Below are 25050 nucleotides of genomic sequence, written 5' to 3'. Positions count from 1 at the left end.
ATAACCTCCATAAATTAGTTAGTTATGTTTTTCCAGCTGCCGTTCGTTAATACAGCCAGTTGACCGTCGATAAGTGCCGCGATATTCGAGCTGTTCGAAACCACCAGCTCCGAAGCGCTGTCCGATACCGTTTGTACAAGCTTGCTTGCGCCCGTTGCGCTGTCGATCTCATAGATCGCATTGGTGTTGTTTCCGTCTGCTGTTAACAGATAGAGTTTGCTTCCGCCTTGAACGAGCTGATAAACATCTTTGTCAGCGAACAGGGGCGTGCTTGCTTTTCCTGCATTGTCTACTGTTACAAGTTGTCCGATGCTTGCCTCGTCTGCGCTTACGCTGACGTAGCTGACTTTCGAGCCGTCGTCTGACAGTGCTAGGAAAACCTTATCTGCGGTATCTTTAGTAAGCTGCAGCGGCTTGTTGTCTGCCGCTTTAGCGTTGTAGAAGTAGATTTGCGGCTCAGTGCCCGTATCATCGATAGCGACATCATCAAGCTCAACGTCCTTGCTGCTGTCTGCTGTTACTTTCGGTTGCTTGAAGACGTAGAAAGCAAATTGCGTACCGTCAGCGGATACTTCAAGGTTCGCTTTGTAGTCGACCTTGTCTTCCAATACCTTGGTCACTTTACCATCAGCCAGGGCAACCTTTGCGATAACCGAGCTTTTGTCACCTTGCAGGAAGAAGAGGGAAGAGCCGTCGCTTGACCATTGCAGCTCATTTTTGATCGAGGTGTCCGTGCTTACCTGCTTCGATTGCTTCTTGCTCAGGTCAATCGTGAATACGGCACCGTTCGCATCGGAGTAAGCGACGCTTTTGCCATCAGGAGAAAGAACGAGCTCGGAAGCGCCTTCGGACTTCAGCAGCAGCTCGTTTTTGCCAGTAGCGGCATCAACTAAGAAATCCTCGCGTCCTTCGCCCGCTGTGCCCGACACAATCAGCTGGGAAGCATTAACCCAAACCGCATGCTCTGCTCCGTCAAGCAGCTTCACCGTGCTGATCGCGTTATTTTCAAAGCTGCCACCAAGCGCTTTAACGAATGCGGCAGGCTCGATAAAAGTGGAGTATGCGACTTCCTTCACCGGATGCGAAAGCGGAGTAGCTGCGCCGTTAACCGTAATGGATTTCGAAGCGTTTTTTAGCTTCAGCGTGTTCTCGCCGAACTTAACGACAACCGTGTGGTCACTGTTGATATGCAGCGTAGCGCCAATAGCGTTCGTGATGTCGCGAACGGAAGCGAGTGTGACGCCCCCATCTACAATCGTGCGGATGGATACCGGGTTCGCGTTAACGAGAAAGCTTGAAGCGCTGATTTGTACAGCTTGATTTCCTGCTGCCGTTTGTGCGAAAACCGGAGTGACTGCCGATGCGCTGATTGCTGCTGCGATCATAGAGATGGCCATTGCTTTTTTCATTTGCATGGAATAGGATCACCTTTCTCAAATGGGTATTTTAGTATAAACCGAGTCTCCGACGCCTTGGTCGGTATGTATGTGGCTTGATCCCTCCCAGGCAGCGTTTGTTCGGAACATGTTTATAGCATGTCGTTCATTTCTACTAGATCTTATCAGCTATTTATTATCCCATTATTTAGAAATTGTATTGAATTTGTAAATAAAAGGAGGTATATCGAACTAGATTTTGATACACCGACAGGAGAATAGAAATTTCCCCCCTTATAAGTAGAAAGTGCACCATAGCCAGCTTCAAACGAGGTTTATAATGGGTATGAACGCGAATCTAATTCATAATTGGAGGATCAATCGATGAACATTTCTATCGGAGGTTATTCATTTAACAACATGTATTTGGAAGGAAAGATGGATGTATTCGGCTATTTGGAAACCGTCAAATACCGATATCGGATGGATACAGTCGATTTGTGGAACGGTTTTTTTATTAACCGCAGCAGCAAGCCTATCATGAAGCTGGCGGATGAAAGCTATATTCGGAAAATACGCGAGGCGCTGGATGAAAAAGAAATGCGTGTCGTTAATTTTGCAATCGACGGAGCGCATTTATGGGACCCGGACAAGGAGATGCGCCAGTACCTTTACGATAATGCGATTCTTCATCTGCGCGCTTCCGTTCTATTGGGTGCCGAAACCGTACGGATCGATACGGGCGGCAGCTACAAAAACGAAGAAAAAATGAGTGAAGAGCAATTTGAATACACGGTTAAGCGCTATCGGGAGTTTGCGGCTTATGCGGCGGAGCATGGTTTTCTTATCGGACCGGAAAATCATATGGGGGCATCGCTGAATCCAAATGAGATGAAGCGCCTCGCAGAAGCGGTTGATCATCCGTCCTTTGGCTTTCTCGTGCATCTGGGACGCTGGAAAGAGAACCAGGCGGAAGGCGACAGCATTGTTGCTCCTTGGGCTTACCATACCCATTTCGACGAGGAAACGGCGGATGGAGACCAAGCTGTGGAGACCATTCTTATGCTGGAGGTAGCAGGCTATAAGGGTTACTTTGGCGTGGAGTATAACGCGCCTCGCAATCAATATGCCGAAACGGAGCTGCTTATTTCCAAGGTGAAGAAGCTCTTGATCGATGCTAAACAACAATCAGGCAGAGGGGCGCGGCATGATGAATAATATAAGAATCGGTATCATTGGCGCTGGGCAAATCGGCAAAATGCATATCGAAAAATATAAAGGAATCGCTGGCGCGGAGCTCGTTGCCGTGTGTGACGTCAATGAGCAGGAGGCTAAGCGGGTTGCCGGGCAATATGGCATCCCGCACGCCTATGCGGATTTCCGCGAGCTGCTGAAGCGCGGGGATTTGGATGCGGTTGATGTATGTTTGCACAACAACTTTCATTCTCCGGTAACGATTGCCGCTCTGGAAGCGGGACTGCATGTTTATTGCGAGAAGCCGATAGCGGGAACCTATACGGACGGCAAAGCGATGGTCGATGCGGCCAAAGCAAATGGAAAGCAATTGCATGTGCAGCTGTTTACGTTATATGGTAAAGACACGAAGGCGGCTATGACGCTGATTGACGGCGGTATGCTCGGAAAGCTGTACCATGCGCGCTCGACAGGCTTCCGCAGAAGGAATCGGCCGTTCGTCGATGGCTACGGCACGCCTTATTTTACGCGTAAGGAGACGGCGGCCGGAGGCGCGCTGCTGGATATGGGCGTATATCATATTGCTCAGCTGCTCTATCTGCTGGGAAATCCGAAGGTCGAGAGAATTTCAGGCAAAGTGTATCAAGAAACGGAGATGCTGCAGGAGCGAAGAGTGCAAAGCGGCTTTGATGTAGAGGAATTGGCTGCGGGCTTTATCCGTTTCACAGGCGGCTTGACGCTTGATATCGTAGAGGCATGGGCTGTGCATCTTGGCGGCTTCGAGGGCAGCAGCATCGCGGGCTCAAAAGGCGGCATACGCCTGCCGAATGAGCTGACAGGAGCAGGCGCGCAGCCGTTCAGCTTCCACAGCACCGTTTGCGATATGGATATGGACAGCACGGTGGATTTGGATATGATGGATTTACGCAGGCATCGCCTTTATGAGAATGAGGATGCTTACAGCAGCTCTCAGCATCACTGGGTTGCGGCGCTTCAAGGCAGAGTGCCACTGCTTCCAACGGCGGAAATTGCGCTGAATACCATGCTAATTAGCGAAGGCATCTATATGTCGGAGGAGCTTGGACGTGAGGTGGGCGCAGAGGAAGTGATCACGCGTTCCCGAACGTCCGCGGTCGAGCTATAAAGACAAGGAGAGCCGGCAGCTGGATAAAGGACAGGGATATGAACAACCATTCGAATCGGACTTTTCATTTGATTAAGGCGTTTAACTTTTTCGTATACGGCGCGATCGCCGTCTATAGCACTTTTTTTGCATTGTATTTGCAATCCATAGGAATGACTACGCTCGAGATCGGTGCCTTGATGGCAGGAGGCCCTATCGTCTCTATTATCGCAAATCCTTTATGGGGTTATTTGAGCGATCGGCTCCGGAACGTTAGGCTTATTCTCATTGTGATGCTTACCGGAAGCATGCTCATCATGCAGCTCGTCTTTTTGTATCAATCCTACACGATCATTTACGCGAGCATGCTGTTCTTTTTCTTTTTTCAAATGCCTTTATTTTCGCAGAGCAACAGCCTGATTCTAAACAGCATTGAGGGAACAACTCATAAATTCGGGGCTTTTCGCTTGTTCGGCTCGCTTGGCTGGGCGCTGATGGCTGTTGCGGCCGGGCCTGTCATTGGACAGATCGGTATTGATCGTCTTTGGATGATTTATACGGCTATGATGCTGATCTCACTAGTATTTGCCTTTGCGCTTCCAAAGGGCGAGGTGAGAGGGGCCGCTCCGGCGGGCAAAGTTAATTACCGATCCATGTTTGTTAACCGATCTTTCTTATTGTTTTTGATGATTGGATTAGTCATCTCCATCCCAAATTCAATGAATACCACATTCATCTCCCTCTATATCAGAGAGCTAGGCGGAGAAGCTTCATTAATCGGTTGGTCTGCTTTTTGGTCATCGATTTTTGAAATACCGGTATTTTTACTGCTTGACCGTTATTTAAAAAAGAATTCGCGAACCATGGTGCTGTGCCTTGTGGTAATCAGCATGCTGTTTGCCTTGCGTTGGTTTCTCATGTCTGGTGCGGACAGCGCGCAGCAAATCATTTTCATTCAGGTGCTCCATTGCTTAACCTTTGGCGGCTATTATTATATTGGCACGCAGCTAACCGTCCTGCTGGTGCCTGCTGAATTCAGAGCCTCGGGCCAGGCTGTCTATGCGCTTACTTGGGGAGGCTTATCCGGAATCGCGGCGGGTATTATCGGTGGCTGGATGTTTGAGGAAGCCGGCCCTCAGTCCATGTATCAGCTATGCGGCATATTGGCAGCGGCAGGGATAGCCGGCTTTTGCTTGCTGTACATGCAGCTGCGAAGAAAGGTATATACGAATCAGGATAGGAGCATAGATATAGTGTGACTGCAACCTTTTTGGCCGCAGGTCCGTTCAAATAAGGGAACGGCCAAAACCGAACAGAAGAGGTGGACGACCATGAAGAAACGAATGAGCACAGTCATTGCAGCGGTCGCAGTCATGCTTTCTGCATCAATCACATCACAAGCCTTCGCGGCTGCTCCTTTTAACGATATCGCTGCTTCAGGAAACAAAGCCAAAATTGAAGCCCTACAGCAGCAAGGGATCATAAAAGGGGTGAGCGATACGGCGTTCCATCCAGAGGACAATCTAACTGCCGCGCAGGGCATTTCCTTAATCGTGAGAACAACGCAGATCAGCCTGGCTGCCATTGATTTCAAAAGGGCGCCTGTCGCGGACGACTATTATACAAAGGTGAAAAATGAAGCGTGGTATGCGGAGGATTTTATTATTGCGCATTACAACGGTCTTGATATCCCAGCGGATATTGATCCTTCTGCACCGCTTACGAAAGAGCAGTTTACGCATTATCTCGTCCAAGCGCTTGAGCTTACGGGCCAATATCCAACGGTCAAAATGTTTATCCCGATTCAAGACGAGAAGGATATTACGATTGATTACCAGGGCACCATTCAACGTGCGCTCTTGTACAAAATCATTTCCTTGGATGAAGAAGGAAACTTTGATCCTGCACATGTCTTAACTCGTGCGGAAGCAGCGGCCATTCTTTATGATACGAAGGCATTTATCGAAGCGCATAAAGAGAATGTCGCTCCGGAGCCGGAAACAAACGCATAACACTTGTTTAAAATAAAAGCAGCTGATCGGACTTTTTTAAGTCTAATAGCTGCTTTTTTTTTGTGTGTGATTTATTTCTTTGATTCTTTATCTCTAATGTCCGATAATTTCTATAATTCCAAGCGGAGTAATAAGAAATAATGTGTAATCTTTATTTATATCATATTATTAATTTGAAAATCAATAAAAAAACAAAAAAAGCCTTGAATTATTTTCCAGGCTGTAGTATCTTCTGTATAGGATATGACTCAGGGAGGTGAACGAGCATGGAAAAGATGGCAATGCAAATGATGATGAACATGTGTATGGAAGAAATGATGTGCAAGATGAAGTCTATGAAGATGATGATGGACATGATGATGGAAATGAAAATGATGGACAGCATGGATATGAACATGATGATGATGAAGATGCAAGAGTGTGACGAAATGTCGACGATGATGATGAAGATGATGCGTGACATGGAGCAAGTATCGATGTAATGCATGTAATCTATGAATCTAGCCATTCATAGACTTGATCGGCAGAGCAGGTCGCTGCATGCCCTCGTTAATAGCTTTACCCTACATAGCTAAGCAGAGCAGACCACTGCATGCAGGCTTTTTTTTATTTCCGAATGGTTATTTATGATACAGCCCCGTTTAACCACCTTATAGTGCATAGTGAGCCTTTAGTTTGCTGGCAATCATCACCCGTTGAAGCTTAAACTCCCAAACTTTCTCTCTAAGCTGTTTCTGCAGCTGCTCTGAATTTTGTGCATTCCGAAGCTGTTCGTAGATATCGAGCATTTTCCGGTTAATGTTATCAAAACGAAGCCATAAATCCACGCGAATGCCGTGCTCGATTTCAAGGCGGATGTGGTTATCCTTTGCATGCAGAGTTTGGATGATTTGCTGCTGCCATTCGGTATCCTGAACGGTTACGGCAAAGTTATAGAGGTCCAGATAATCGTCAACCCATTTTGCGGCAATTTGTTTTTCGGAATAAGTCATGCGGAGCAGCTCCAATCTCTGTAGTGTTCTTATACCTAGTATTATACTAGGAATTAAAGGGATTGCAAGTGGTTTGTTTGATGATTTTTTGTAGGATTGTTGCAAGGAGAATCCCCGGTGCGGCGAGGTTTATGGCGTTAAGGCTTTTCTTATGAAAAACACACTGTTAATTCCAATTTATTTAATCGGAATTAACAGCGTGTTTTTACTGAGATTCTAGAGGGAGTTAATTGAAGCGGCCGATCCGTTCTTAAAAGCGGAAAAAACAGCAAAACCATGATGTTTATAAATGCAGTCGGCATGGACAAAGCCAGCCTCGCAAAGCCAGTTTATCTGATCCTGCACACTCGCGTTGATATCGACCTTGCGGCGTTCAATCGACGCTTCAATCGCGTCGTTAGACAAGCCGCTTTTTTGAATCGTGCTTACCCACTGCGACATGTAGTAGTCGTCCCAAAAAGGAGTCGAGCCCGCGGCTTGATCGGCATTAACGAATACGCCGCCGTCGACTAACCGTTCATGAATGGTGGAGAAAAGCTCCCGTTTGGCGGTATGCGTCAAATGGTGGATAGAGAGGGAGGAAATGATGGCGTCGTATTTCTCCGTATAGGGGTAATTCGAATAATCAGCCGCAACATAGTTAAATGCAGGATTATCGCCAAAACGAACGCGTGCTTCCTTCAGCATTTCCTCGCTCAGATCGATTAAGGTGAAAGAGGCAAGCGGATATTTACAGTGTATAAAGGCTGAAAAAAGTCCTGTTCCTGCCCCTAAATCCAAAATGCGGGGAGCCTGATTCATGCATGCAACGGCATCGGCTGCCATGCCGTAAAAGTCATCGAAGCAAGGGATAAGCTGCCTGCGCTGCCGATCGTAATTGGGGGCGACGGCATCGAAATGTTTTTTTACGATATCTCTCATAAAATAGCCTCCTTGAAATTAAAATGTGCTCCTGCTGCGCTTCCGGGTTAAGTTAAATTGTATTTTACAGTTTCTTTCTTCATTACGTAAATATATAAAACGAATAATCTTTATAGGTATTGACTATGAATAAGAGGGAGTTCGAAAGTTAAAAAATGGGTATTGCGTATCCGGCTGTTTGATGTTATTATTGGTGAAAATTTCACGATGATCGTTAATTCTAAATGACAAGCTAAATAGCTTTTACATTCTATGACGAGAAAGAGTACGTTATGGGCCTGATCGAACAGAGAGTTGGGGCAGCTGAAAACCAACGTTCGGGTACTAACGGAAAGCCATCTCCGAGAAGCAGGCTGAACGAGAGTAAGCTCTGCCGCATTTCCAGCGTTAACGGGAACATGCATTGATTGATGCATGGGCAGAGTGTCGCGCTTTGGCGTGAAACTAGGGTGGTAACACGGGTAGAGACTCGTCCCTTTATAGGGATGGGTCTCTTTTTTGTTTTCACAGCAACCTAAATTTAGGAGGAACAGACATGAAAACATGGTCGATGAGCGAGCAGATCTCGCCGCTGGTACAGCAAATTCCGCCTTCGGGCATTCGTAAGTTTTTCAGCTTGGCAGAGGGGAATAAGGATATTATCTCGCTCGGCGTAGGGGAGCCTGATTTCGTTACGCCGGAGCATGTGAGGGCGGCTTGCGTGAGAGCGCTGGAGCTCGGGAAAACCTCCTATACGCCAAATGCCGGACTGCTTGAGCTGAGGGAAGAGATCGGGAGCTATTTGCACAATAGCTTTCAAGTGCAATATGAGCCAGCAAGCGAGATTCTCGTTACCGTCGGAGGCAGCGAGGCCATTGATCTTGCGCTGCGGGCATTGATCGGGCAAGGCGATGAAATCTTAGTTCCCGTTCCGAGCTATATCGCATATTCCCCGATCGCGCAGTTGAATGGCGGGAAGGTCATCGAGGTGGAGACGTTTGCGAAGGATCATTTCAAACTTACGGCAGAGGCGTTGACGGCTGCGCTCACTCCGCGCTCGAAGGTGCTTATTATTAACTACCCTAACAATCCGACGGGCGGAATCATGAAGTATGAAGACTGGCTTCCGATCGCTAAATTGGTGGAGAAGAACAACCTGATCGTCATATCGGATGAGATTTATGCAGAGCTCACCTATGATGAGAAGCATGTTAGCTTTGCTTCGCTGCCGGGCATGAAGGAAAGAACGCTGCTTATCAGCGGCTTCTCAAAAGCTTTTGCGATGACAGGCTGGCGGATCGGCTATGCTTGCGGACATCAGGAGCTCATCGCCGCTATGCTGAAAATTCATCAGTATACGGTCATGTGCGCACCTATACTCGGTCAAATTGCGGCGATTGAATCGCTTCGGAATGGCTTGGAGGAAAAGGATATGATGATCGATGCTTACGCGCAGCGCAGGCGGATGTTCGTCAAGGGTTTACGGGATATCGGCCTGCCTTGCCATGAGCCGCGAGGGGCGTTTTATGCTTTTCCGTCGATTGCGCATACGGGACTTGATTCCGATGCTTTTGCGCAGAAGCTGCTGTTTGAAGCAGGGGTGGCGACGGTTCCCGGGCATGTGTTTGGACGGGGTGGAGAAGGTTTTCTTCGCTGCTCCTATGCCTCCTCGGTAGCGAGACTAACCGAAGCGCTGGATCGTATGGATCGCTGTTTGCGTGCTTCAGGTATGTAAGGCGACAAGAAAAGGGAGCAAGCGCATGCTTCCTCCCTATTATTGAAATTAGCCACTTGGAAAATAAATAACAATCGATGTGCCCTCACCAAGAGCAGAGCATACTTCAATTCTGCCGTTATGCGCCTCTACGATCATTTTGGCTATGCTCATGCCAAGGCCAGTGCCGTCGCTTGATTCTTCCGTATTTGTCCCGCGGTAGTACCTCTCAAACAGCTTTTGAATGGTCTCCTCATTCATACCTGTTCCGTTGTCAGAGACGCGAATATAAGCTTCATCGTTCAGCATGCCGCTTACTACTGTAACAGTGATACCGGGAGGATTATGCTTTACTGCATTGGATAGCAGGTTATCCATAAGCCGCTGCAGCCATTTGTCATTTCCGAATATGGCAACCAGAAGCTCATCCTCCTCATAATGGAAGGAGACATCCGTGAGAGTAGCATCATTAACATACTTTAATACGGATCTTCTAACGAGCTCGCCAAGCTCAATTTTCGTCCGATCTATAAGCACGGCACCTTGTTTTAATTGAAAGATGAGCGAGAAATCAGAAATTAGCTCCAGCATATAGTCGCTTTTTTCGCGAATCATATTGCCCATATCCTGAAGCTCCTCAGGGCTCCAGTCTGCAGGCGAGTTTTCCAAAATGTACCCGTACCCTTGAATCGTGGAAAGTGGCGTACGCAGATCATGCGATATCCCGGTCATCCACTCTTCTCTTGTCTTCTCTAGCTGAAGCCGATCCTTTTCCGTTTCCGAAAGTCGCTCGGCCATTTGATGGAAGGCTCCGATAACCTCTCGGTAAAGACGATAGCGAACGCGGATTTTACCGTTACGGCGAAATATTTTTCTGCGGTCTTTAGTCGTAAATACGTCCCCTTGAAGCCCGCTGCCCATGCGTTCAAACCAACCGGCAAATAGGATGAGAGGTTGACCGTAGCGATAGCCGTGCCATATCGAGATGGCGAGAGACAGCAGGAGAATCGTGCCGCCTACCCAAATAAAGCTACGAATGATCTCTTTGAATACAGGCTGTTTGGTAAATGTTCCTGGTTTATTCGGGGTGTACATAATCCATGTCATTTGACTTGTTGGCGGCTGATATACAGCAATATTTGTATCGTAATCGCCAGGCCTCTGCTGCATAGCCAAAATCTCCAAAGGCTCATAATCCTTGACAGCAGAAGCCTGTTCGCCAAATGTCTGTACGTTCTTGCCTGCCTGATCGACAACAAGCAGGTAGCTGTCCGTTTCCCGCAGCTGTGAGAGAAGTTTAGTTTGAAAAGCCGCGTTTACGAGACCATTATCCTGATAGTTTTCGTACCACGCTGCAAGCTGTTCCTGTTGTGGACTTTTGTAACCGAGAAGAAACAGCAGCGGCGTGTCGTAGGTTTGATCGAGCTGGTTAGCGACAATGTAGGGCCCATATTTACCAGATTGTTGAATTGCTAAAAGCTGGGTGATGGAATAGGTATTGGGCTGGTCGGCTGGTGTATTGGCAGCATAAATAACATTGCCCTTAGCGTCAGCAACCTGAAGCCAAATACCACGCTCCTCGATAAGCTTCTTCCAATGCGCTGTCAGCCTAATTTCTTCCTTCTCGTAGTACGTTTCCGTGACGATCTTTTCAAGTGCCCCGGCAGGAAAGGAACGCTTTAGATCCTCATTCGTAATTTTGTTAATGAGAGCAAGCAAAAGGACGACCATTGTGACGATGATTAGGACTGAATATACAATAAGCTGGTATATAAAATGAAATGCTAATCTGCGCTGAACCTTCATATGTGTAGGGGTTCCTTAGCTAGTTTATAGCCTAATCCTCGAACGGTGAGCAAATGGGTCGGCATGCTGGGATCGTATTCAATTCTTTCGCGTATTCGACGGATATGTACCATAACCGTATTATCATCGCCAATTCCGTCAATGCCCCATACAGCTTCGTAGAGCTGGCCTTTGGAGAAGACGATACCGGGATTTTTGCAGAAATATAACAGCAGCTGAAAGACCTGCGCAGGACAGGACACTGGCATGCTATCGACTAATAGCTCGCCGGCTGCTTCATCCAGTTGAAAACGGCCAAAGCTAAATATTTTACGTGCGGCAGCGGTTATTGTTAAAGGTGAAGCAGTCGTATCACCTTTAAGGCTGCCCATTTCATCGAAGCGGCGCAATCGCGCTTTTATGCGTGCTGCAATTTCCAGCGGGTTAAAGGGCTTTGTTATGTAGTCATCCGCTCCCATCGCGAACCCCGTCAGAATATCCAGGTCAGATGCCTTTGCTGTTAAAAATAATATATGCGGATTGCCCAGCTTTCTTATTTTGGGGCAAACCTCGAATCCGCTGCCGTCCGGCAGCATCACATCAAGCAGGACAATATCGGCTCCGAAACGGGAAATTGTATCAAGAGCCTCTTGGCAGGTACCCGCTGTATAGATGTGCTGAAAGCCTTCTTTCTGCAGCACCAGCTGCAGCATTTTAACGATAGAAGGCTCATCATCAACGATTAAAATTTTATTCATAGTTATCACCCGTTTTCATGCTATCACACAAACCTTAACAGCAGTTGAACGAAATCGGAAAAATTAAGCTGCTGTTATGATTCTGTTTGCTTGCCGTTCAACAAGAGTCATTATCATTATGGGAGAGGTGATGGGGATGATTAATCAATTAGAAACGAGAAGCCGAATTCGCATTATAGATGTAATTAGAGGCTTCTGCTTGCTCGGCATATTGCTTTCGAATATGCTCATTTTCCAATATGGGATATACGGGAAAGATGAAATGCAGTATTTTAGCCCTTCCAAGCTGGATGAATTCATGCATCAGTCGCTGTTAATAGTAGTCGAGGGCAGCTTCATGCCAATTTTTATGTTCTTGTTCGGATACAGCCTGTATAAGCTGCGAGAAGGTTTGATGTCGAAGGGGATAAAACCGGGTGGGTCTTTGGTAAGGCGTTTTATCATGCTGATCGCGCTTGGCCTTATGCACAGCCTCTTGATTTGGGAGGGGGATATTTTGCTCGCTTACGGAGTTACGGGCTTTTGTTTGTTGTTATTTGTGAAAAGGAAGCCAAAGACGCTTATCATATGGGGCATCGCTTTAACTTTGTTGTTAGCAGGAATCAACTATGGGATAGGTGAAGGTACGCCAAAAGAGCAAGAGCGCATGCAGGAGTATGTGATGCAGTCTATCACTATATACGGAGAAGGGACACATGAGGAGATTATGGAGTTTCGCTTAAATGAAGATCCACTAGATCTACCCGTGGCCGGCATGGTGGCTTTAATGATCTTTATGCCGCTGATAATGCTGCCCATGTTTCTGTTTGGAATAGCGGCTGCAAAAGTGCAGTGGTTCCATAACCCGAAACGAGAGAGGCAAAGGTACGCCTTAGCAACGGCCATCATGCTGCCGCTTGGCCTATTGTTAAAGAGCTTGGGCGTGCTGCAGAAGGATTGGGATTGGAGCGGTGTGGCATTGCATATTGGGACGAGCATGCTGGCTCTCGGATATATTTTCGGACTGGCGCTCGTTTTATCGTATGCAGCAAAAAGCTCGGTAGTTATATCGGCGTTTGAAGCGGTTGGGCGGATGTCCATGACCAACTATTTGATGCAAACGGTCATTTGTACGACTTTGTTTTACGGCTACGGTCTCAGCTGGTTCGGAGAAATTGGCGTGTTAAATGGCATGCTGCTGGCACTTTTCATTTATGCTGTTCAGGCTGTCGTGTCCAGCTTTCTATTGTTCAGGTTCAAAAATGGACCGCTTGAGCGACTGCTGCGGATGTGGACGTATTGGTCTGTTAACGGCAAACCTCGGTCGACACGGAAAATAGCAGATCATCCAGTAGTGGATGTTAGATTATAGGAACTGGATAAAAGGATATAAGCAATGAACGGGAGAAGTACATCCTATTCACAATAGGAAAAATGAAGTGCAGCAGGTCTCGACAGTGTTATTTTAATACAGCTGGAGATAAATGATATGAGCAGCAAACAAACAGGAAGGAGCAGACCGTATAGTCTGCTTCTTTTTTTGATGAGTCTAGGGCGTGTTAACAGAACGTGTTAGCAGCAGTGTTTACTTATTGACTGGCTGCGATTCCATGAAGTGAATGTCCTGCGTGCTGGCGGAGTGAGCTGCGAATGCGAGCAGCCTTGCTCCTTCCTGTGCCAACGCTTCTCGATCAGCCGCGCTCAGCGGCTCGAATGGCTGAATAAGCAAAGCAGCTGATTTGCTCGTTTGTTCTATTTTCCAAGTGCCTCGCACAAATCCGTCTACAAGAAACGTTGACCGAATAATGCCGTTTATCGTGAATATTTGCGGTTTATGCTTCTCATCCATGATGCGGCTTCGGTCAGCGTAAGAGAGCAGCATATTGTCAAATTCAGACAGGAACCTCGGCGGAGCTATCGTGTCTGCTGGCGGCAAGGATGCATTAGGCAGATCGAATAATTCATTGCCGTTCTCGTCGGAGAAGGTACGCAGCTTAGGGCGAAGGTTTTCTACCGTATCGCGCAGCTTGCTTAGACCCGACCATACCTGCATATCCTTGATGGTGGCTGGGCCAAAGGCCGCGAGGTAGCGGAGTAGCAGCTTATCTAAAGAAGGAGCCGCGGCAAGAGGCTCGCTAAGCCAAGCTTCAGCAGAAGTATGCGCGGCTTGACCGCTTGAACCCCATATTCCGCGCGGCGGCACTTGGACTAGCGGGATATGGGTCCGAATGATCGCGCTAAGAGCAGCTTGCTCCGCATCGGGCCATTGCTCTCCGAGCACCTTGCCTAGCTCGTTGAAGGTGCGTGGATGCTCTTCGACTAATGCGCGGCCAGCTGCGATAATAGCGTCCAGATCTAATTCCACCAGCTTTTTGCCGTAAGCGCTTCGTAGCCCCTTTTCCGAAACCTCTGCTAGCAAGGGGCGCATTACCAAGCAATCTCGCGCGCTAACCATATGGATTGTAGAACGCATAAGTGCAATACGCACGACCTTCCGCTCAATCAATAAGTTAGAGAGCTGCTCGTGGTGGAAGCCTTCAAGTCGTGACCATAATGCGAAGTATGGCGGATTAGGAGCCTGCGCTTGAATCGCAACGAGCTGTTCAATAGCCTCAAGTACGGAAACGCGTGAGCGCTGCAGCAGCATTTGCCGCTCCAGCAATGCGCGATTTAGTTGCCGTTTGCTAAGAATGGCTGCCGAAGCAGCACCGGTGTGCTGAGATGTCTCCATACGCATTCTCCAAAACCTCCTCATAACTTCCTTATTCCTCATTATGAGCTTAATTATATTTCATCAACCCTGACAGCATTATGGCAGGGTTAGTGTCGAAGAATTATTTTTTTTTACTCGCTGCGGTTGGCTTCGTAATGGAGTGTGCTAACGCCTTGCTCCTATTAGTAATGCTCATACTATTGGTAATGCTCTTATACTGCTGGTAATGCTCATACTGCTGGTAATGCTCATACTGCTAGTAATGTTCATACTACTGAATATCGGTAACAACTAACCAATCGCTGCGTACACTGCACTTTGTACAACAGAAAACGCAAATGCGGAGCGAACGAGTGGCTACGCTGCAGAAAGTACAGCAGAAACAGCCTGTTAAGGGACTAAAGAGCCTCAAAGGTCGGATTCTGCTGCAGAAACTGCAGTGTAGCAAGAGCGTGGTTACTTAACAGACGATTAGAGTGTACAAACTGCAACGTAGCACAGGTTAGTGTTAGGAATGTGTTGCTAGTGTTACTAGTATTGATAGTATTGATAGTGCTGGTAGTGCTGATAGTGCTGGTAGTGCTGGTAGTGCTGGTAGTGCTGGTAGTGCTGGTAGTGCTGGTAGTGCTGATAGTGCTGATAGTGTTGATAGTGTTGATAGTGCTGGTAGTGCTGAATATCGGTAACAACTAACCAATCACTGCGTACATTGCACTTTGTACAACAGAAAACGCATATGCGGAGCGCAGGATGGGTTACGCTGCAGAAAGTACAGCAGAATCAGCCTGTTAAGAGACTAAAGAGTCTCAATGGTCGGATTCTGCTGCAGAAACTGCAGTGTAGAAAGAGCGTGGTTACTTAACAGACGATTAGAGTGTACTAAATGCTACGTAGCACCAGGTAAACACAGGAACGAACAACGGACTAAACAAGGGTCGAACAAGTGCCAAATAAGGGCCAAATAAGGGCCAAATAAGGGCCAAACAAAGGACTAAAAATGGGTCAAACAAAAATCTAATAGCGTTTTAGCCTAAACGGGTCTTTGCTGGATCTACAACAAAGATTCTAAGGCGCCTTCGGCGAGTTCGTAGAAACGTATGTCTCTGCCGTTAACTATGGGACGGAGCAGTTTTTTCTCGACTAGCGAATGTAGTCTAATTCGAGCTGTGCGAAAATTCAAATTTAGATGATTCTGGACATCCTTGGGGCGTATTTTGCGGCCTAATGACCAAGCTAAGTTAAGGACTTCTCGCTCTTTCAGGTTGATTGGTGTGCTGGAGCTGCTGCGTATTAGATGAGGAGCAAGGGACATTTGAAGCAGCATGCGGCATATTTCAGGGCGCTTCTGTACATCATCAAACGTGAAATGGAACATCTTCCAGCCCATTGCGGTTAAAAAGTTATCACGATTCACGGCATAGCTGTGCTTTTCTCTGTCCATATCTTTAATGTGGCTCTGAAAACCGTCGCATTCCAGCCCAAACTGACCAAACTCAGGAAGAAAAGCAAAATCGAGAAATTGCGACTTGCGGTTCCAATCATAAATCTCGTATTCGGGATGCAGGTTATGGAAATTACCGAAAAGCGGCCACCATACGTTTTGGAGCAGCAGCTTCTCCGCATAACCATGTCCTCTTACCAACCTTCCTTTGCGTTCCCCGGATCTTTTCCGCTCATGCTGCTCTAAAAAATCACAATAGGATTGCTCAAAGTCACTCATTGCAACAGGCCTCCTTCTGAAAATAAGAAAACGCCCCAATGCCAACAGAATGGCTTTAGGACGTTCTTCGTCTGCTGCAAGTATATCATTCATATGGTTAAGGACCAAGCATATCTAATAAAGATAGATGAAGCTGTCCTACTAGCCCAGCTAGCAGATCATATCTCTCTTTTCCAACGTATCTTTACCGTTACTCTTTAATATTACCTTCCTGCTTAAGCCGTTTGGCGATCGCTTTAAATTCCTCTGCGGAGATTCCAGGCGCGAATTCCTCTTCTACGGAAGGGGCTTCAGGAATTGGGAAACCTTTAGGCGAACCTTGAATAACCTCAAGTGGGAGATCATCCTCGGGATGCGTTCCTTTCCAAATCTGATCGATCGTGGAAAAGTCAGTATCGCTCCAAGTGTAAAGCTTCGTATGCACGCCTTTTTCTTCGTATTTCCTAGCCTCGTTAAATGATTTGTTGCTCAAGGAAGGAATCGGCACTAATTTCGTTACATTAACGCCTGTTGCAATTTCCAGCGCCTTGGCATATGCAACGACGTGAACGCCGCCCCGAACGAGGAGGAAACCTACGACTGCGCGCGCAGCGGGATGGTCCGTCATTTCGTATACCTTCATTTTATGCGTTCTAGCCCCGCATTCGAGGAAGAAGTTATGCAGCAAATCCTCAACCAGATTTCCGCTGTTAAACACATTGGCGCCTGTCCATGGATTTCCCATGGAGTCAAATGGCATAGCGCCTTGCGCGCCGGAAAGGAAGTGATAGGACAAGCGTGCGTCTTGAATGGAGCCAAGCGGCGTTTTGTCCGGCTCTTTATAGTCAGTTGAGCCTCTCAAGCATTTATTGATAGCATGCGATACAAGCTCGACATGGCCAAGCTCTTCCGCTGTGATGCTCATCACCAAGTCATAGAATGGCTTAAGTTTATCTTTTGAACGGAAGTTAAAAGATTGATACAGGTAATTGTTTAACGTCGACATCTCTCCAAACTTACCGCCAAGCAGCTCTTGTATGGCAGCCGCAGCGTTCGGGTCCGGTTTTTCAACATTCGGGATCTCGATCATAATCTCATCCATACGTGTAAACATTCGTTTATTAACCTCCTAAGATTTACCTAGTCTTACCCCATGTAGTTAAACTTATTCTGTATTTGCTAAACAGCGGGATGGGGGCACAGCCGATTGCTGTAAAGCGATTATTGAATGAAAACGTTCCACTAAACAGCTTGTTTATGTTACTTTTAAAGGAATCATTTCATTTCATTAAACAAAGGGAGCGATCTAGATGTCAGCGCATACAAAAGAGTGGATCTTGCATTCGGTTATTTTCAACTTAAAGCATGAGCAGGGCTCGGAGGCGGAGCGTCAGTTTTTGGAGGACGGCGAGCGGATTTTAACTTCGATCCCGACGGTAACGAACTTTCAAGTTTATAAGCAGGTAAGCGGTAAAAATGACTTCCGTCACGGCTTTTCAATGGAATTTGCGAATCAGGCTGATTATGATGCGTACAACGAGCATCCGCTCCATGTGCAATTTGTGAATGAACGCTGGGTAACCGAAGTCGAAAAGTTTTTAGAGATCGATTACGCGAAGTAGGACAATGATTGAAGAATTGTTTAAAACATCATATAATGAGCGTTAGAGATAGCACATTTTCGAACAAATACGAACATAATGGGAAGAGGGACAAACGGATGAAAAAGCTTAGAGTGCTGCAGCAGCTGACGGATGCCGGCGTTGTAGCTGTGCTGCGCGCAGACTCGCCAGAGGAAGTTGTGGAAATGTCGCGCCGCGCGATCAAGGGCGGAATCAAAGCCATCGAGATTACGATGACGGTACCTTTCGCGCTTCGCGCGATTGAGCAATTATCGAAGGAATATTCTAGCTCCGTGTCACCAGATGCGGATAACTTTGCTATTATCGGCGTAGGGACCGTGCTTGATCCGGAAACGGCGCGCGCGGCTATTTTGGCTGGTGCTGAATATGTCGTATCTCCAGCTCTTAACCCGGATACAATCAAGCTTTGTAACCGCTATGCGATTCCGATTTTGCCAGGCACGATGACGATTCACGAAATTCAAACCGCATTGGAGCTTGGTGTTGATATCGTGAAGCTATTCCCGGGCAACCTTTACTCTCCGAGCGTGATTCCTTCTATAAAAGGACCGCTGCCCCAGGCGAACGTTATGCCGACAGGCGGCGTATCGCTCGACAATTTGAAGGACTGGATCAAGGCCGGCGCAGTTGCGGTCGGTATTGGCTCCGATCTGACGAAGGATGCTGTGAAAACCGGCGATTTCTCACTCGTCGAGAAGAAGGCGGCTGCTTATATCACAGCTTATCGCGAAGCGAAAGGGCTGTAGCCTAATACCCTGATAGAGAAGCTAAACCTCTGTCAGGGTATTTTTTTCAAGTGCGTGCGCAAAAACATCAATTCACTGGAGGAGACATGAGCTATTGATAAAACGTGAAGATATTCGCATTCGGGACCCATATATTTTTGTTGATGAGCAGGCGGGCTGTTATTACCTTTACGGTACGACAGACGAGACGGTGTGGTCTGGTCCGGGAACGGGCTTTAATACGTATCGCAGCACGGATCTGGAGCAGTGGGAGGGCCCTTTCCCGGCATTCAGACCGGAGCCCGGATTTTGGGCGGATCATCATTTCTGGGCGCCTGAGGTGTATTTTTATAAAGACAGCTATTATATGTTTGCCTCCTTTAAGTCGGACGACAAGCGCCGGGCAACGCAAGTGTTGATAGCCGAAAGCCCTGTAGGCCCCTTTGAGCCGCTCGGCAAAAAGCCGGTTACGCCGGCCGAATGGGAATGCCTGGACGGAACGCTGCATATTGACGAGGATGGTACGCCTTGGATGGTATTTTGCCATGAGTGGGTGCAGGTGAGGGATGGGAAAATGTGCGCCATTCCGCTCACTTCGGATCTGAGCGAAGCAGCAGGAGAGCCGATCACGCTGTTCGCTGCTTCGGAAGCGCCTTGGGCGGTAGCTGGCGGGGATGACAAGGATGTCTATGTAACGGATGGACCGTTCCTGTTCAGAAATCAGGCGGGTGAACTGCTCATGCTGTGGTCAAGCGGATCGAAGAACGGTTATGCGATTGGGATCGCACGTTCGGAGAGCGGTAAGGTAGAAGGACCTTGGAAGCAGGATGAAGAAACGCTGTTTCCTGAGGACGGCGGACACGGCATGCTGTTCCGATCCTTGGAGGGAAGACTAATGCTGGCTATGCATACGCCAAACAATCAGCCGGAGGAACGGGCTGTCTTTATTGAAGTTATTGAAACAAATGGAACGCTGCAAAGAAAATCCTGAGTGAAACTTACATGAAAAAGTTTAGACATCTCCATCTCAGAGGTATATGCTTTATAGATGCCTGAAGTCTTGGCTTATTAGTCATATATATACACGATGGGATGGATAGTATGAGATCTACAATGATTGAGGACATGCTAACAATCGTCTCACGCAACATTTACGATTCGGCCACGCAGGTCATGAGCACGGCCAGCGCGATGATTTCGGCAAATACGTTTTGCATTGCTATAAATGACAGGTTAACGACAACGGTTCTGAGGTCGTACAACCGTGAAAATATGATTTTGGATGAAGGATTGGTTGTTGATAACGAGGAATCCTACGCCTGATCAAGCGGGGATGGTTCGTGCTTCGCTCTGGAATTTCCACTGCTTGTTGAAGCAGATTACGCAGCATTGCTTGATTCTGAGCGGGAATAGCGTTATAACAGAAACAGGGTCATTAGAGACAAACCAATTGATTAAAGGAGTCGTTCAATTAATGGATTATCGGATTGAGAAGGACACAATGGGTGAAATTCAAGTTCCTGCAGACAAGCTGTGGGGCGCTCAAACGCAAAGAAGCCTGCAAAACTTTAAAATCAGCGGCGAGCGCATGCCGATCGAAGTCGTATATGCTATGGCTTATATCAAAAAAGCAGCAGCGCAAGCCAACGAGAAGCTTGGTGTACTGGATGCGGCAAAATCAGCCATTATCGGCGAGGCCGTAGATGAAATCGTTGCAGGCAAATGGGATGACCATTTTCCGCTAGTCGTTTGGCAAACAGGCAGCGGCACGCAAACGAACATGAACGTAAACGAGGTCATCGCTAACCGTGCGAACGGTTTGCTTGCTGAACGCGGAAGCGATGTGCGCATTCACCCGAATGATGATGTAAACCGCTCGCAAAGCTCGAACGATACCTTCCCTGCAGCGATGCACATCGCTGGCGTTATCGCGCTGGAGGATCGTTTGCTTCCATCGCTTGACCTGCTTAACGGTACACTCCGCGCGAAAGCGGAGAAGTTTAACGATCTAGTGAAAATCGGCCGTACGCATCTGCAAGATGCTACGCCAATCACGCTCGGTCAAGAAATTAGCGGCTGGTACTCGATGCTGGACAGAACGCGTGCCATGCTTGTTCAAAGCGTGGAAACTATGCGTGATCTAGCGCTCGGCGGTACAGCGGTGGGTACGGGCCTTAACGCACATCCTGACTTTGCAGTCGTGGTAGCAGAGGAAGTAACGGCGCTTACGGGCAAAACCTTCGTGACGGCTGAGAACAAATTCCACTCGCTGACAAGCCATGATCAAATCGTGTACACGCATGGCGCAGTTAAAGCGCTGGCAGCGGATTTGATGAAAATCGCGAATGATGTGAGATGGCTCGCAAGTGGGCCTCGCTGCGGAATCGGCGAAATTTCGATTCCTGAGAACGAGCCGGGCAGCTCGATTATGCCAGGTAAAGTGAATCCGACCCAAAGCGAAGCGTTGACGATGGCGGTTTGCCAAGTTATCGGTAACGATACGGCGATTTCGATGGCGGCAAGCCAAGGTAACTTCGAACTTAACGTATTCAAGCCTGTTATCATCTATAACTTCCTGCAATCGGTAGCGCTTCTTGCTGACGGCATGGTATCGTTCAACGATAATTGCGCGGTTGGCATTGAGCCGAACGAGGCGGCAATCAAGCGCAATCTCGATCAGTCGCTGATGCTCGTTACGGCGCTTAACCCGCACATCGGCTACGAGAATGCGGCTGCAATCGCGAAAAACGCCCATAAAAAAGGTCTTACTTTAAAAGAGTCAGCAATTGCAAGCGGCTTGCTTACTTCCGAGCAATTCGACGAATTTGTACGACCTGAGAACATGATCGGCAAACGTTAATTTATAGCTGAAAGGGCCTGCACCGTCTTTTGAAGACGAAATGCAGGCCCTTTTTTTATATATAAGAGTTTAAACGTTTACACATTATAAATGTGCTTATATATCTCCGTTATACGTCTGCTTTTGCCATTTGCCACAGAGGACGGCGAAAGCCGCTTGCTCTTGCCTAAATAAACAAGGTTTCTATTCGCTTGGTTTTAGATAGCTGTCTATAATGACTCGGATTTGCTGAGCAGTCCGCTCCAGCGACAGGTTCTCGATAATATGCTCGCAGGATTTGCGGTATGTGACTTCTTCGGAATAATGGCTGAGGTAGCTGTCAATAATCTCATAGCTCGTGCCTTTGCTTTCCAGCCGCTCGTACACCGTTTTCTTATCCACGTAGAGGAAAATCCGGATGGCGCGCTCACCGTACAGCTTGCGAATCGTATCCGCGCCCTCACGGTTGAGAATAAGATAGACGCTGTTGCCGGCTTGAAGCGCCAAATCGAGATAACGTCGGCCGATTCCATAGCGGTGCTGATCGATTTTGACCAGTTCGGTGAAGAAGCCGTCCGCTGCCAATTGATCGAATTGCTCCTTGCTGACATATCGGTAATCCATATCAGGATGTTCTCTATCACGCGGCGGCCGGTCGGTGCAGGAGGGGATATGCAGGATACCGGAGCCTTTCAAGGCTTTATGCGCCGAGGTCTTGCGGCCGGAACCGCTTGTGCCGGTAAATAGAAATAAATAGGGCTTACCCATTCGGGATCACTCCTTCCTCTTACTAATTATATCGACATTAACCGTGGGAATATTGATTAGTATTTTGCAAGGGGAGATGGGGCTGCCAAGGCTTGCGTAAAGTGAAGATAAAGCCTTTTTGTGGTATGATACGAGTGGCTGCTTTTGCAGCTATACTATTTCAAAAAAGTAGGTTTGCCTCATGCATTTATTGTCTGTAGAACATATAACGAAGAGCTATGGCGAGAAGCTATTGTTCGAAAATGTCACGTTCGGCGTAGAGGATGGCGATAAAGTCGGCATCATTGGCGTGAACGGGACCGGGAAGTCGACCTTCCTTAAGGTGATTGCGGGCCTCGAGCCAGCAGATTCGGGCACGATATCCATCGGTAACCGGGTAACAGTCAGAATGCTGTCGCAGGATCCGGTTTTTGCACCAAATGAAACAACGCTCGAGCATGTGCTGGGCGGAGACTCCCCGCAGCTCAGAGCAGTACAGGCCTATGCCGCGGCAATGGAAGCCATTGAGCTGAAGCCTAGCGATGCTGCGCTTCAGGAGCAGCTCATCAAAGCCAACCAGCTCATGGATGAGTTTGATGCGTGGCAGCTGGAGAGCGACGCGAAGATGGCATTATCCAAGCTGGGCATTTATGATTTCGAGGCGAAGGTAGAGACCTTATCGGGCGGTCAGCGCAAGCGTGTCGCTATGGCGGCTGCGCTCTTGCTTCCATCCGATGTGCTTATTCTCGATGAGCCTACGAACCATATTGATAATGACTCCGTCGCCTGGCTGGAAGGCATGCTGCAAAAGCGCAGAGGCGCGCTGCTCATGATTACGCATGACCGTTATTTCCTTGATCGTGTCAGCAATAGAGTGATCGAGCTGGATAAAGGGCAAGCCCATTTCTATCAAGCGAACTACAGCCGCTTTCTGGAGCTGAAGCTGGACCGTGAAGAACGGGAAGCTTCAACGGAATCGAAGCGTCAGAATCTGCTGCGTAACGAGCTTGCATGGATTAGACGAGGCGCAAAGGCGCGATCGACGAAGCAAAAAGCGCGTATTGATCGGTTTGAAGCGCTTAAAGCGGATTCGCCGAAGCAAGCGGGCGGGAAGATGGACGTATCAGTGGCTTCTACTAGACTGGGGAGGAAAATCGTTGAAATCGAAGACGTAACGAAGCGCTTCGGTGACCGGACGCTGATTCGTGATTTCAGCTATATTGCGGTTCCCGAGGATCGGGTAGGCATCGTCGGACGCAATGGCAGCGGGAAATCGACGCTGCTGAAGCTGATAACCGGACAATTAACGCCGGATGAGGGCACGGTTGAGCTTGGCGCAACGGTTAAGCTGGGCTGGTTCTCGCAGGAGCACGAAGAAATGGATCAATCGCTGCGCGTGATTGAATATATTCGCGAGGCTGCGGAACAGGTGAAAACGGCAGATGGAACCACAATATCGGCGGGCCAAATGCTGGAACGTTTTCTGTTCTCACCGACGATGCAATGGACGCCGATTTCCAAGCTGTCCGGCGGAGAGAAACGCCGTTTGCAGCTTTTGCGCGTGTTAATGAATGCGCCGAATGTACTGCTGCTGGATGAGCCGACGAATGATCTCGATATTTCCACGCTTACGGTGCTTGAGGATTATTTAGACGATTTTCCGGGGGTCGTGTTCGTGGTTTCCCATGACCGCTACTTCCTCGACCGTACGGTCGATAAAATAGTCGCTTTCGAAGGCGATGGCGTGATTACGCATCATACCGGCAATTATTCGGATTATCAGGAGTTTGTCGCGAAGCACGGCGCAGCTGCGCCGGCTGCAGCTGCCGCTCCGAAAACGGCTGCGGCTGTTGTCCCGAGCAGCACGGAAGCTCCTGCGAAAGCGGTAGTCAAAGAACGTACGCTCAAAATGTCCTACAAGGACCAGAAGGATTTCGAACAAATCGACGGCTGGATTGAAGCCGCGGAAAACGAAATCACTGAAATCGCAGGACGCATGGAAGCGGCAAGCAGCGACTCTTCACGTTTGCAGGAGCTTGCTGCTGAGCAGCAGCAGTTGGAAGAGAAGTTGGAGAAGCTAATGGACCGCTGGGCAGAGCTGAACGAATTGGCCGAGCAGATCGCAGCTCAGAAATAAGCTGCTGTATGATAACTTATAGGACAGAGAGGCGGCATTGTTCATGAGCAATAACGAGGTTCGTAATATTTATTGTATTGGCCGCAATTATAGGCTCCACGCTTTGGAGCTGGGCAACGAGGTTCCTGAGGAGCCGCTTGTGTTCACGAAGCCGTCTCACGCCATTGTCCCGATGGCCGGCAATGTCGTTTCGCTTCCGGCGAATGTGGGCGAGGTGCATTTTGAGCTGGAGATCGTGCTGCGTATCGGCCGGGCTTACGAGCCGGGTATCGATACAGAGCAATGCATTGACGGCATGGCGCTGGGCCTCGACTTAACTCTTCGCGATGTGCAGTCTAAGCTGAAGGCAAAGGGCCAGCCGTGGCTTGCTGCAAAAGGCTTCAAGAATTCCGCTCCGCTAGGCGAGTGGCTGCCATATCCGGGTGCGACTGCGCTGGCGGAGAATGAATTCGTGCTTTTGCGCAATGGAGAAGAAGCGCAGCGCGGCAAAGCAAGCGATATGCTGTTCGGTGTTGCTGAGCTGATTCAATATGTAGGCGAGAATTATGGGCTGGGCGAAGGCGATATTCTGTATACGGGAACGCCGGCCGGCGTAGCGGCTTTGCATGAAGACGATCAGCTGCAAGCCCTGTGGGCGGGCAAGCCTGTGGGCAGCTGCAGCGTAACGTTTGTATAAATTGGGGAAATGCTTTCAAGTCTAAATAATGTTTACAA

General features: G+C 48.2%; 23 protein-coding genes and 1 other annotated feature. Of the genes, 14 read left to right on the top strand and 9 right to left on the bottom strand.

Annotated features, from left to right (window positions below; genetic code table 11):
- Positions 1-14 precede the first annotated feature (14 nt).
- Positions 15-1415 (bottom strand): stalk domain-containing protein, encoded by a 1401-nt coding sequence (locus AC1DLI_RS08950; protein WP_477601625.1) that lies wholly within the window; start codon positions 1413-1415, stop codon positions 15-17.
- A gap of 345 nt (positions 1416-1760) precedes the next feature.
- Here AC1DLI_RS08950 and AC1DLI_RS08945 point away from each other — a divergent pair, with 345 nt between their 5' ends.
- The 5 genes from AC1DLI_RS08945 (at position 1761) to AC1DLI_RS08925 (ending at position 6187) form a co-directional block, all read left to right on the top strand.
- Positions 1761-2594 carry a sugar phosphate isomerase/epimerase family protein gene (locus tag AC1DLI_RS08945; protein ID WP_477601623.1) on the top strand — a complete coding sequence of 278 codons (834 nt, stop codon included), beginning with the start codon at positions 1761-1763 and terminating at the stop codon, positions 2592-2594.
- The gene (locus AC1DLI_RS08940) at positions 2587-3714 is read left to right on the top strand and encodes a Gfo/Idh/MocA family protein (protein WP_477601621.1); all 1128 of its coding nucleotides are present in this window, start codon (positions 2587-2589) and stop codon (positions 3712-3714) included. The genes AC1DLI_RS08945 and AC1DLI_RS08940 overlap by 8 nt, the downstream gene beginning before the upstream one ends.
- A gap of 38 nt (positions 3715-3752) precedes the next feature.
- Positions 3753-4952 carry an MFS transporter gene (locus tag AC1DLI_RS08935; protein WP_477601619.1) on the top strand — a complete coding sequence of 400 codons (1200 nt, stop codon included), beginning with the start codon at positions 3753-3755 and terminating at the stop codon, positions 4950-4952.
- A gap of 72 nt (positions 4953-5024) precedes the next feature.
- Positions 5025-5705: an S-layer homology domain-containing protein gene (locus AC1DLI_RS08930; RefSeq protein WP_477601617.1), complete on the top strand. Its 681-nt coding sequence runs from the start codon at positions 5025-5027 to the stop codon at positions 5703-5705.
- A gap of 266 nt (positions 5706-5971) precedes the next feature.
- A complete protein-coding gene (locus AC1DLI_RS08925) occupies positions 5972-6187 on the top strand; it encodes a hypothetical protein (protein WP_477601615.1) in 216 nt (71 codons plus the stop codon).
- 168 nt (positions 6188-6355) lie between these two features.
- Here the strand turns inward: AC1DLI_RS08925 and AC1DLI_RS08920 are convergent, their stop codons facing one another.
- Positions 6356-6697, bottom strand: coding sequence for a hypothetical protein (locus AC1DLI_RS08920; protein WP_477601613.1), 342 nt, complete (start codon positions 6695-6697; stop codon positions 6356-6358).
- Positions 6698-6913: 216 nt separating this feature from the next.
- The gene (locus tag AC1DLI_RS08915) at positions 6914-7618 is read right to left on the bottom strand and encodes a class I SAM-dependent methyltransferase (RefSeq protein WP_477601611.1); all 705 of its coding nucleotides are present in this window, start codon (positions 7616-7618) and stop codon (positions 6914-6916) included.
- 243 nt (positions 7619-7861) lie between these two features.
- Positions 7862-8098 (top strand) — a binding site (T-box leader).
- A gap of 55 nt (positions 8099-8153) precedes the next feature.
- On the opposite strand from AC1DLI_RS08915, the gene AC1DLI_RS08910 reads away from it, so the two are divergent.
- Positions 8154-9332: an aminotransferase class I/II-fold pyridoxal phosphate-dependent enzyme gene (locus AC1DLI_RS08910; RefSeq protein ID WP_477601609.1), complete on the top strand. Its 1179-nt coding sequence runs from the start codon at positions 8154-8156 to the stop codon at positions 9330-9332.
- A 48-nt stretch (positions 9333-9380) separates the two neighbouring features.
- Here the strand turns inward: AC1DLI_RS08910 and AC1DLI_RS08905 are convergent, their stop codons facing one another.
- Positions 9381-11117, bottom strand: coding sequence for an ATP-binding protein (locus AC1DLI_RS08905; protein ID WP_477601607.1), 1737 nt, complete (start codon positions 11115-11117; stop codon positions 9381-9383).
- Positions 11114-11854 carry a response regulator transcription factor gene (locus tag AC1DLI_RS08900; protein WP_477601605.1) on the bottom strand — a complete coding sequence of 247 codons (741 nt, stop codon included), beginning with the start codon at positions 11852-11854 and terminating at the stop codon, positions 11114-11116. Before AC1DLI_RS08900 ends, AC1DLI_RS08905 begins: the two co-directional genes overlap by 4 nt.
- 136 nt (positions 11855-11990) lie before the next feature.
- On the opposite strand from AC1DLI_RS08900, the gene AC1DLI_RS08895 reads away from it, so the two are divergent.
- Entirely contained in the window at positions 11991-13205 is a 1215-nt protein-coding gene (locus AC1DLI_RS08895; protein WP_477601603.1) for a DUF418 domain-containing protein, read from the top strand.
- Positions 13206-13418: 213 nt separating this feature from the next.
- Here the strand turns inward: AC1DLI_RS08895 and AC1DLI_RS08890 are convergent, their stop codons facing one another.
- The 3 genes from AC1DLI_RS08890 to AC1DLI_RS08880 form a co-directional block, all read right to left on the bottom strand.
- Positions 13419-14570, bottom strand: a complete 1152-nt coding sequence (locus AC1DLI_RS08890) for a winged helix DNA-binding domain-containing protein (protein WP_477601601.1) — start codon at positions 14568-14570, stop codon at positions 13419-13421.
- A 1027-nt stretch (positions 14571-15597) separates the two neighbouring features.
- Entirely contained in the window at positions 15598-16266 is a 669-nt protein-coding gene (locus AC1DLI_RS08885; RefSeq protein ID WP_477601599.1) for a hypothetical protein, read from the bottom strand.
- Between the two features lie 190 nt (positions 16267-16456).
- Positions 16457-17359, bottom strand: coding sequence for a manganese catalase family protein (locus AC1DLI_RS08880; RefSeq protein WP_477601597.1), 903 nt, complete (start codon positions 17357-17359; stop codon positions 16457-16459).
- 196 nt (positions 17360-17555) lie between these two features.
- On the opposite strand from AC1DLI_RS08880, the gene AC1DLI_RS08875 reads away from it, so the two are divergent.
- The 5 genes from AC1DLI_RS08875 to fumC all read left to right on the top strand — a co-directional run bounded on the left by AC1DLI_RS08875 (position 17556) and on the right by fumC (position 21473).
- Positions 17556-17867, top strand: coding sequence for a Dabb family protein (locus tag AC1DLI_RS08875; protein ID WP_477601595.1), 312 nt, complete (start codon positions 17556-17558; stop codon positions 17865-17867).
- Positions 17868-17965: 98 nt separating this feature from the next.
- Complete coding sequence (locus AC1DLI_RS08870; RefSeq protein WP_477601593.1) at positions 17966-18634, top strand: bifunctional 2-keto-4-hydroxyglutarate aldolase/2-keto-3-deoxy-6-phosphogluconate aldolase; 669 nt, start codon at positions 17966-17968, stop codon at positions 18632-18634.
- A gap of 94 nt (positions 18635-18728) precedes the next feature.
- Positions 18729-19604, top strand: a complete 876-nt coding sequence (locus tag AC1DLI_RS08865) for a glycoside hydrolase family 43 protein (RefSeq protein ID WP_477601591.1) — start codon at positions 18729-18731, stop codon at positions 19602-19604.
- A gap of 110 nt (positions 19605-19714) precedes the next feature.
- Positions 19715-19936 carry a hypothetical protein gene (locus tag AC1DLI_RS08860; protein ID WP_477601589.1) on the top strand — a complete coding sequence of 74 codons (222 nt, stop codon included), beginning with the start codon at positions 19715-19717 and terminating at the stop codon, positions 19934-19936.
- 151 nt (positions 19937-20087) lie between these two features.
- Positions 20088-21473, top strand: a complete 1386-nt coding sequence (fumC, locus tag AC1DLI_RS08855) for a class II fumarate hydratase (protein WP_477602347.1) — start codon at positions 20088-20090, stop codon at positions 21471-21473.
- Between the two features lie 183 nt (positions 21474-21656).
- On the opposite strand, the gene AC1DLI_RS08850 is transcribed toward fumC, so the two are convergent.
- Positions 21657-22220, bottom strand: a complete 564-nt coding sequence (locus tag AC1DLI_RS08850) for a guanylate kinase (RefSeq protein ID WP_477601587.1) — start codon at positions 22218-22220, stop codon at positions 21657-21659.
- A gap of 181 nt (positions 22221-22401) precedes the next feature.
- On the opposite strand from AC1DLI_RS08850, the gene AC1DLI_RS08845 reads away from it, so the two are divergent.
- Together AC1DLI_RS08845 and AC1DLI_RS08840 are read left to right on the top strand one after the other, a co-directional pair.
- Complete coding sequence (locus AC1DLI_RS08845; protein WP_477601585.1) at positions 22402-24336, top strand: ABC-F family ATP-binding cassette domain-containing protein; 1935 nt, start codon at positions 22402-22404, stop codon at positions 24334-24336.
- 43 nt (positions 24337-24379) lie between these two features.
- Positions 24380-25012, top strand: a complete 633-nt coding sequence (locus AC1DLI_RS08840; RefSeq protein ID WP_477601583.1) for a fumarylacetoacetate hydrolase family protein — start codon at positions 24380-24382, stop codon at positions 25010-25012.
- The last annotated feature ends 38 nt before the right edge of the window (positions 25013-25050 follow it).

It is taken from the genome of Paenibacillus sp. 01T443, assembly GCF_056398325.1.
Note: the sequence above shows the minus strand (reverse complement) of the source record. Positions and strands in the feature narration are given on the sequence as shown.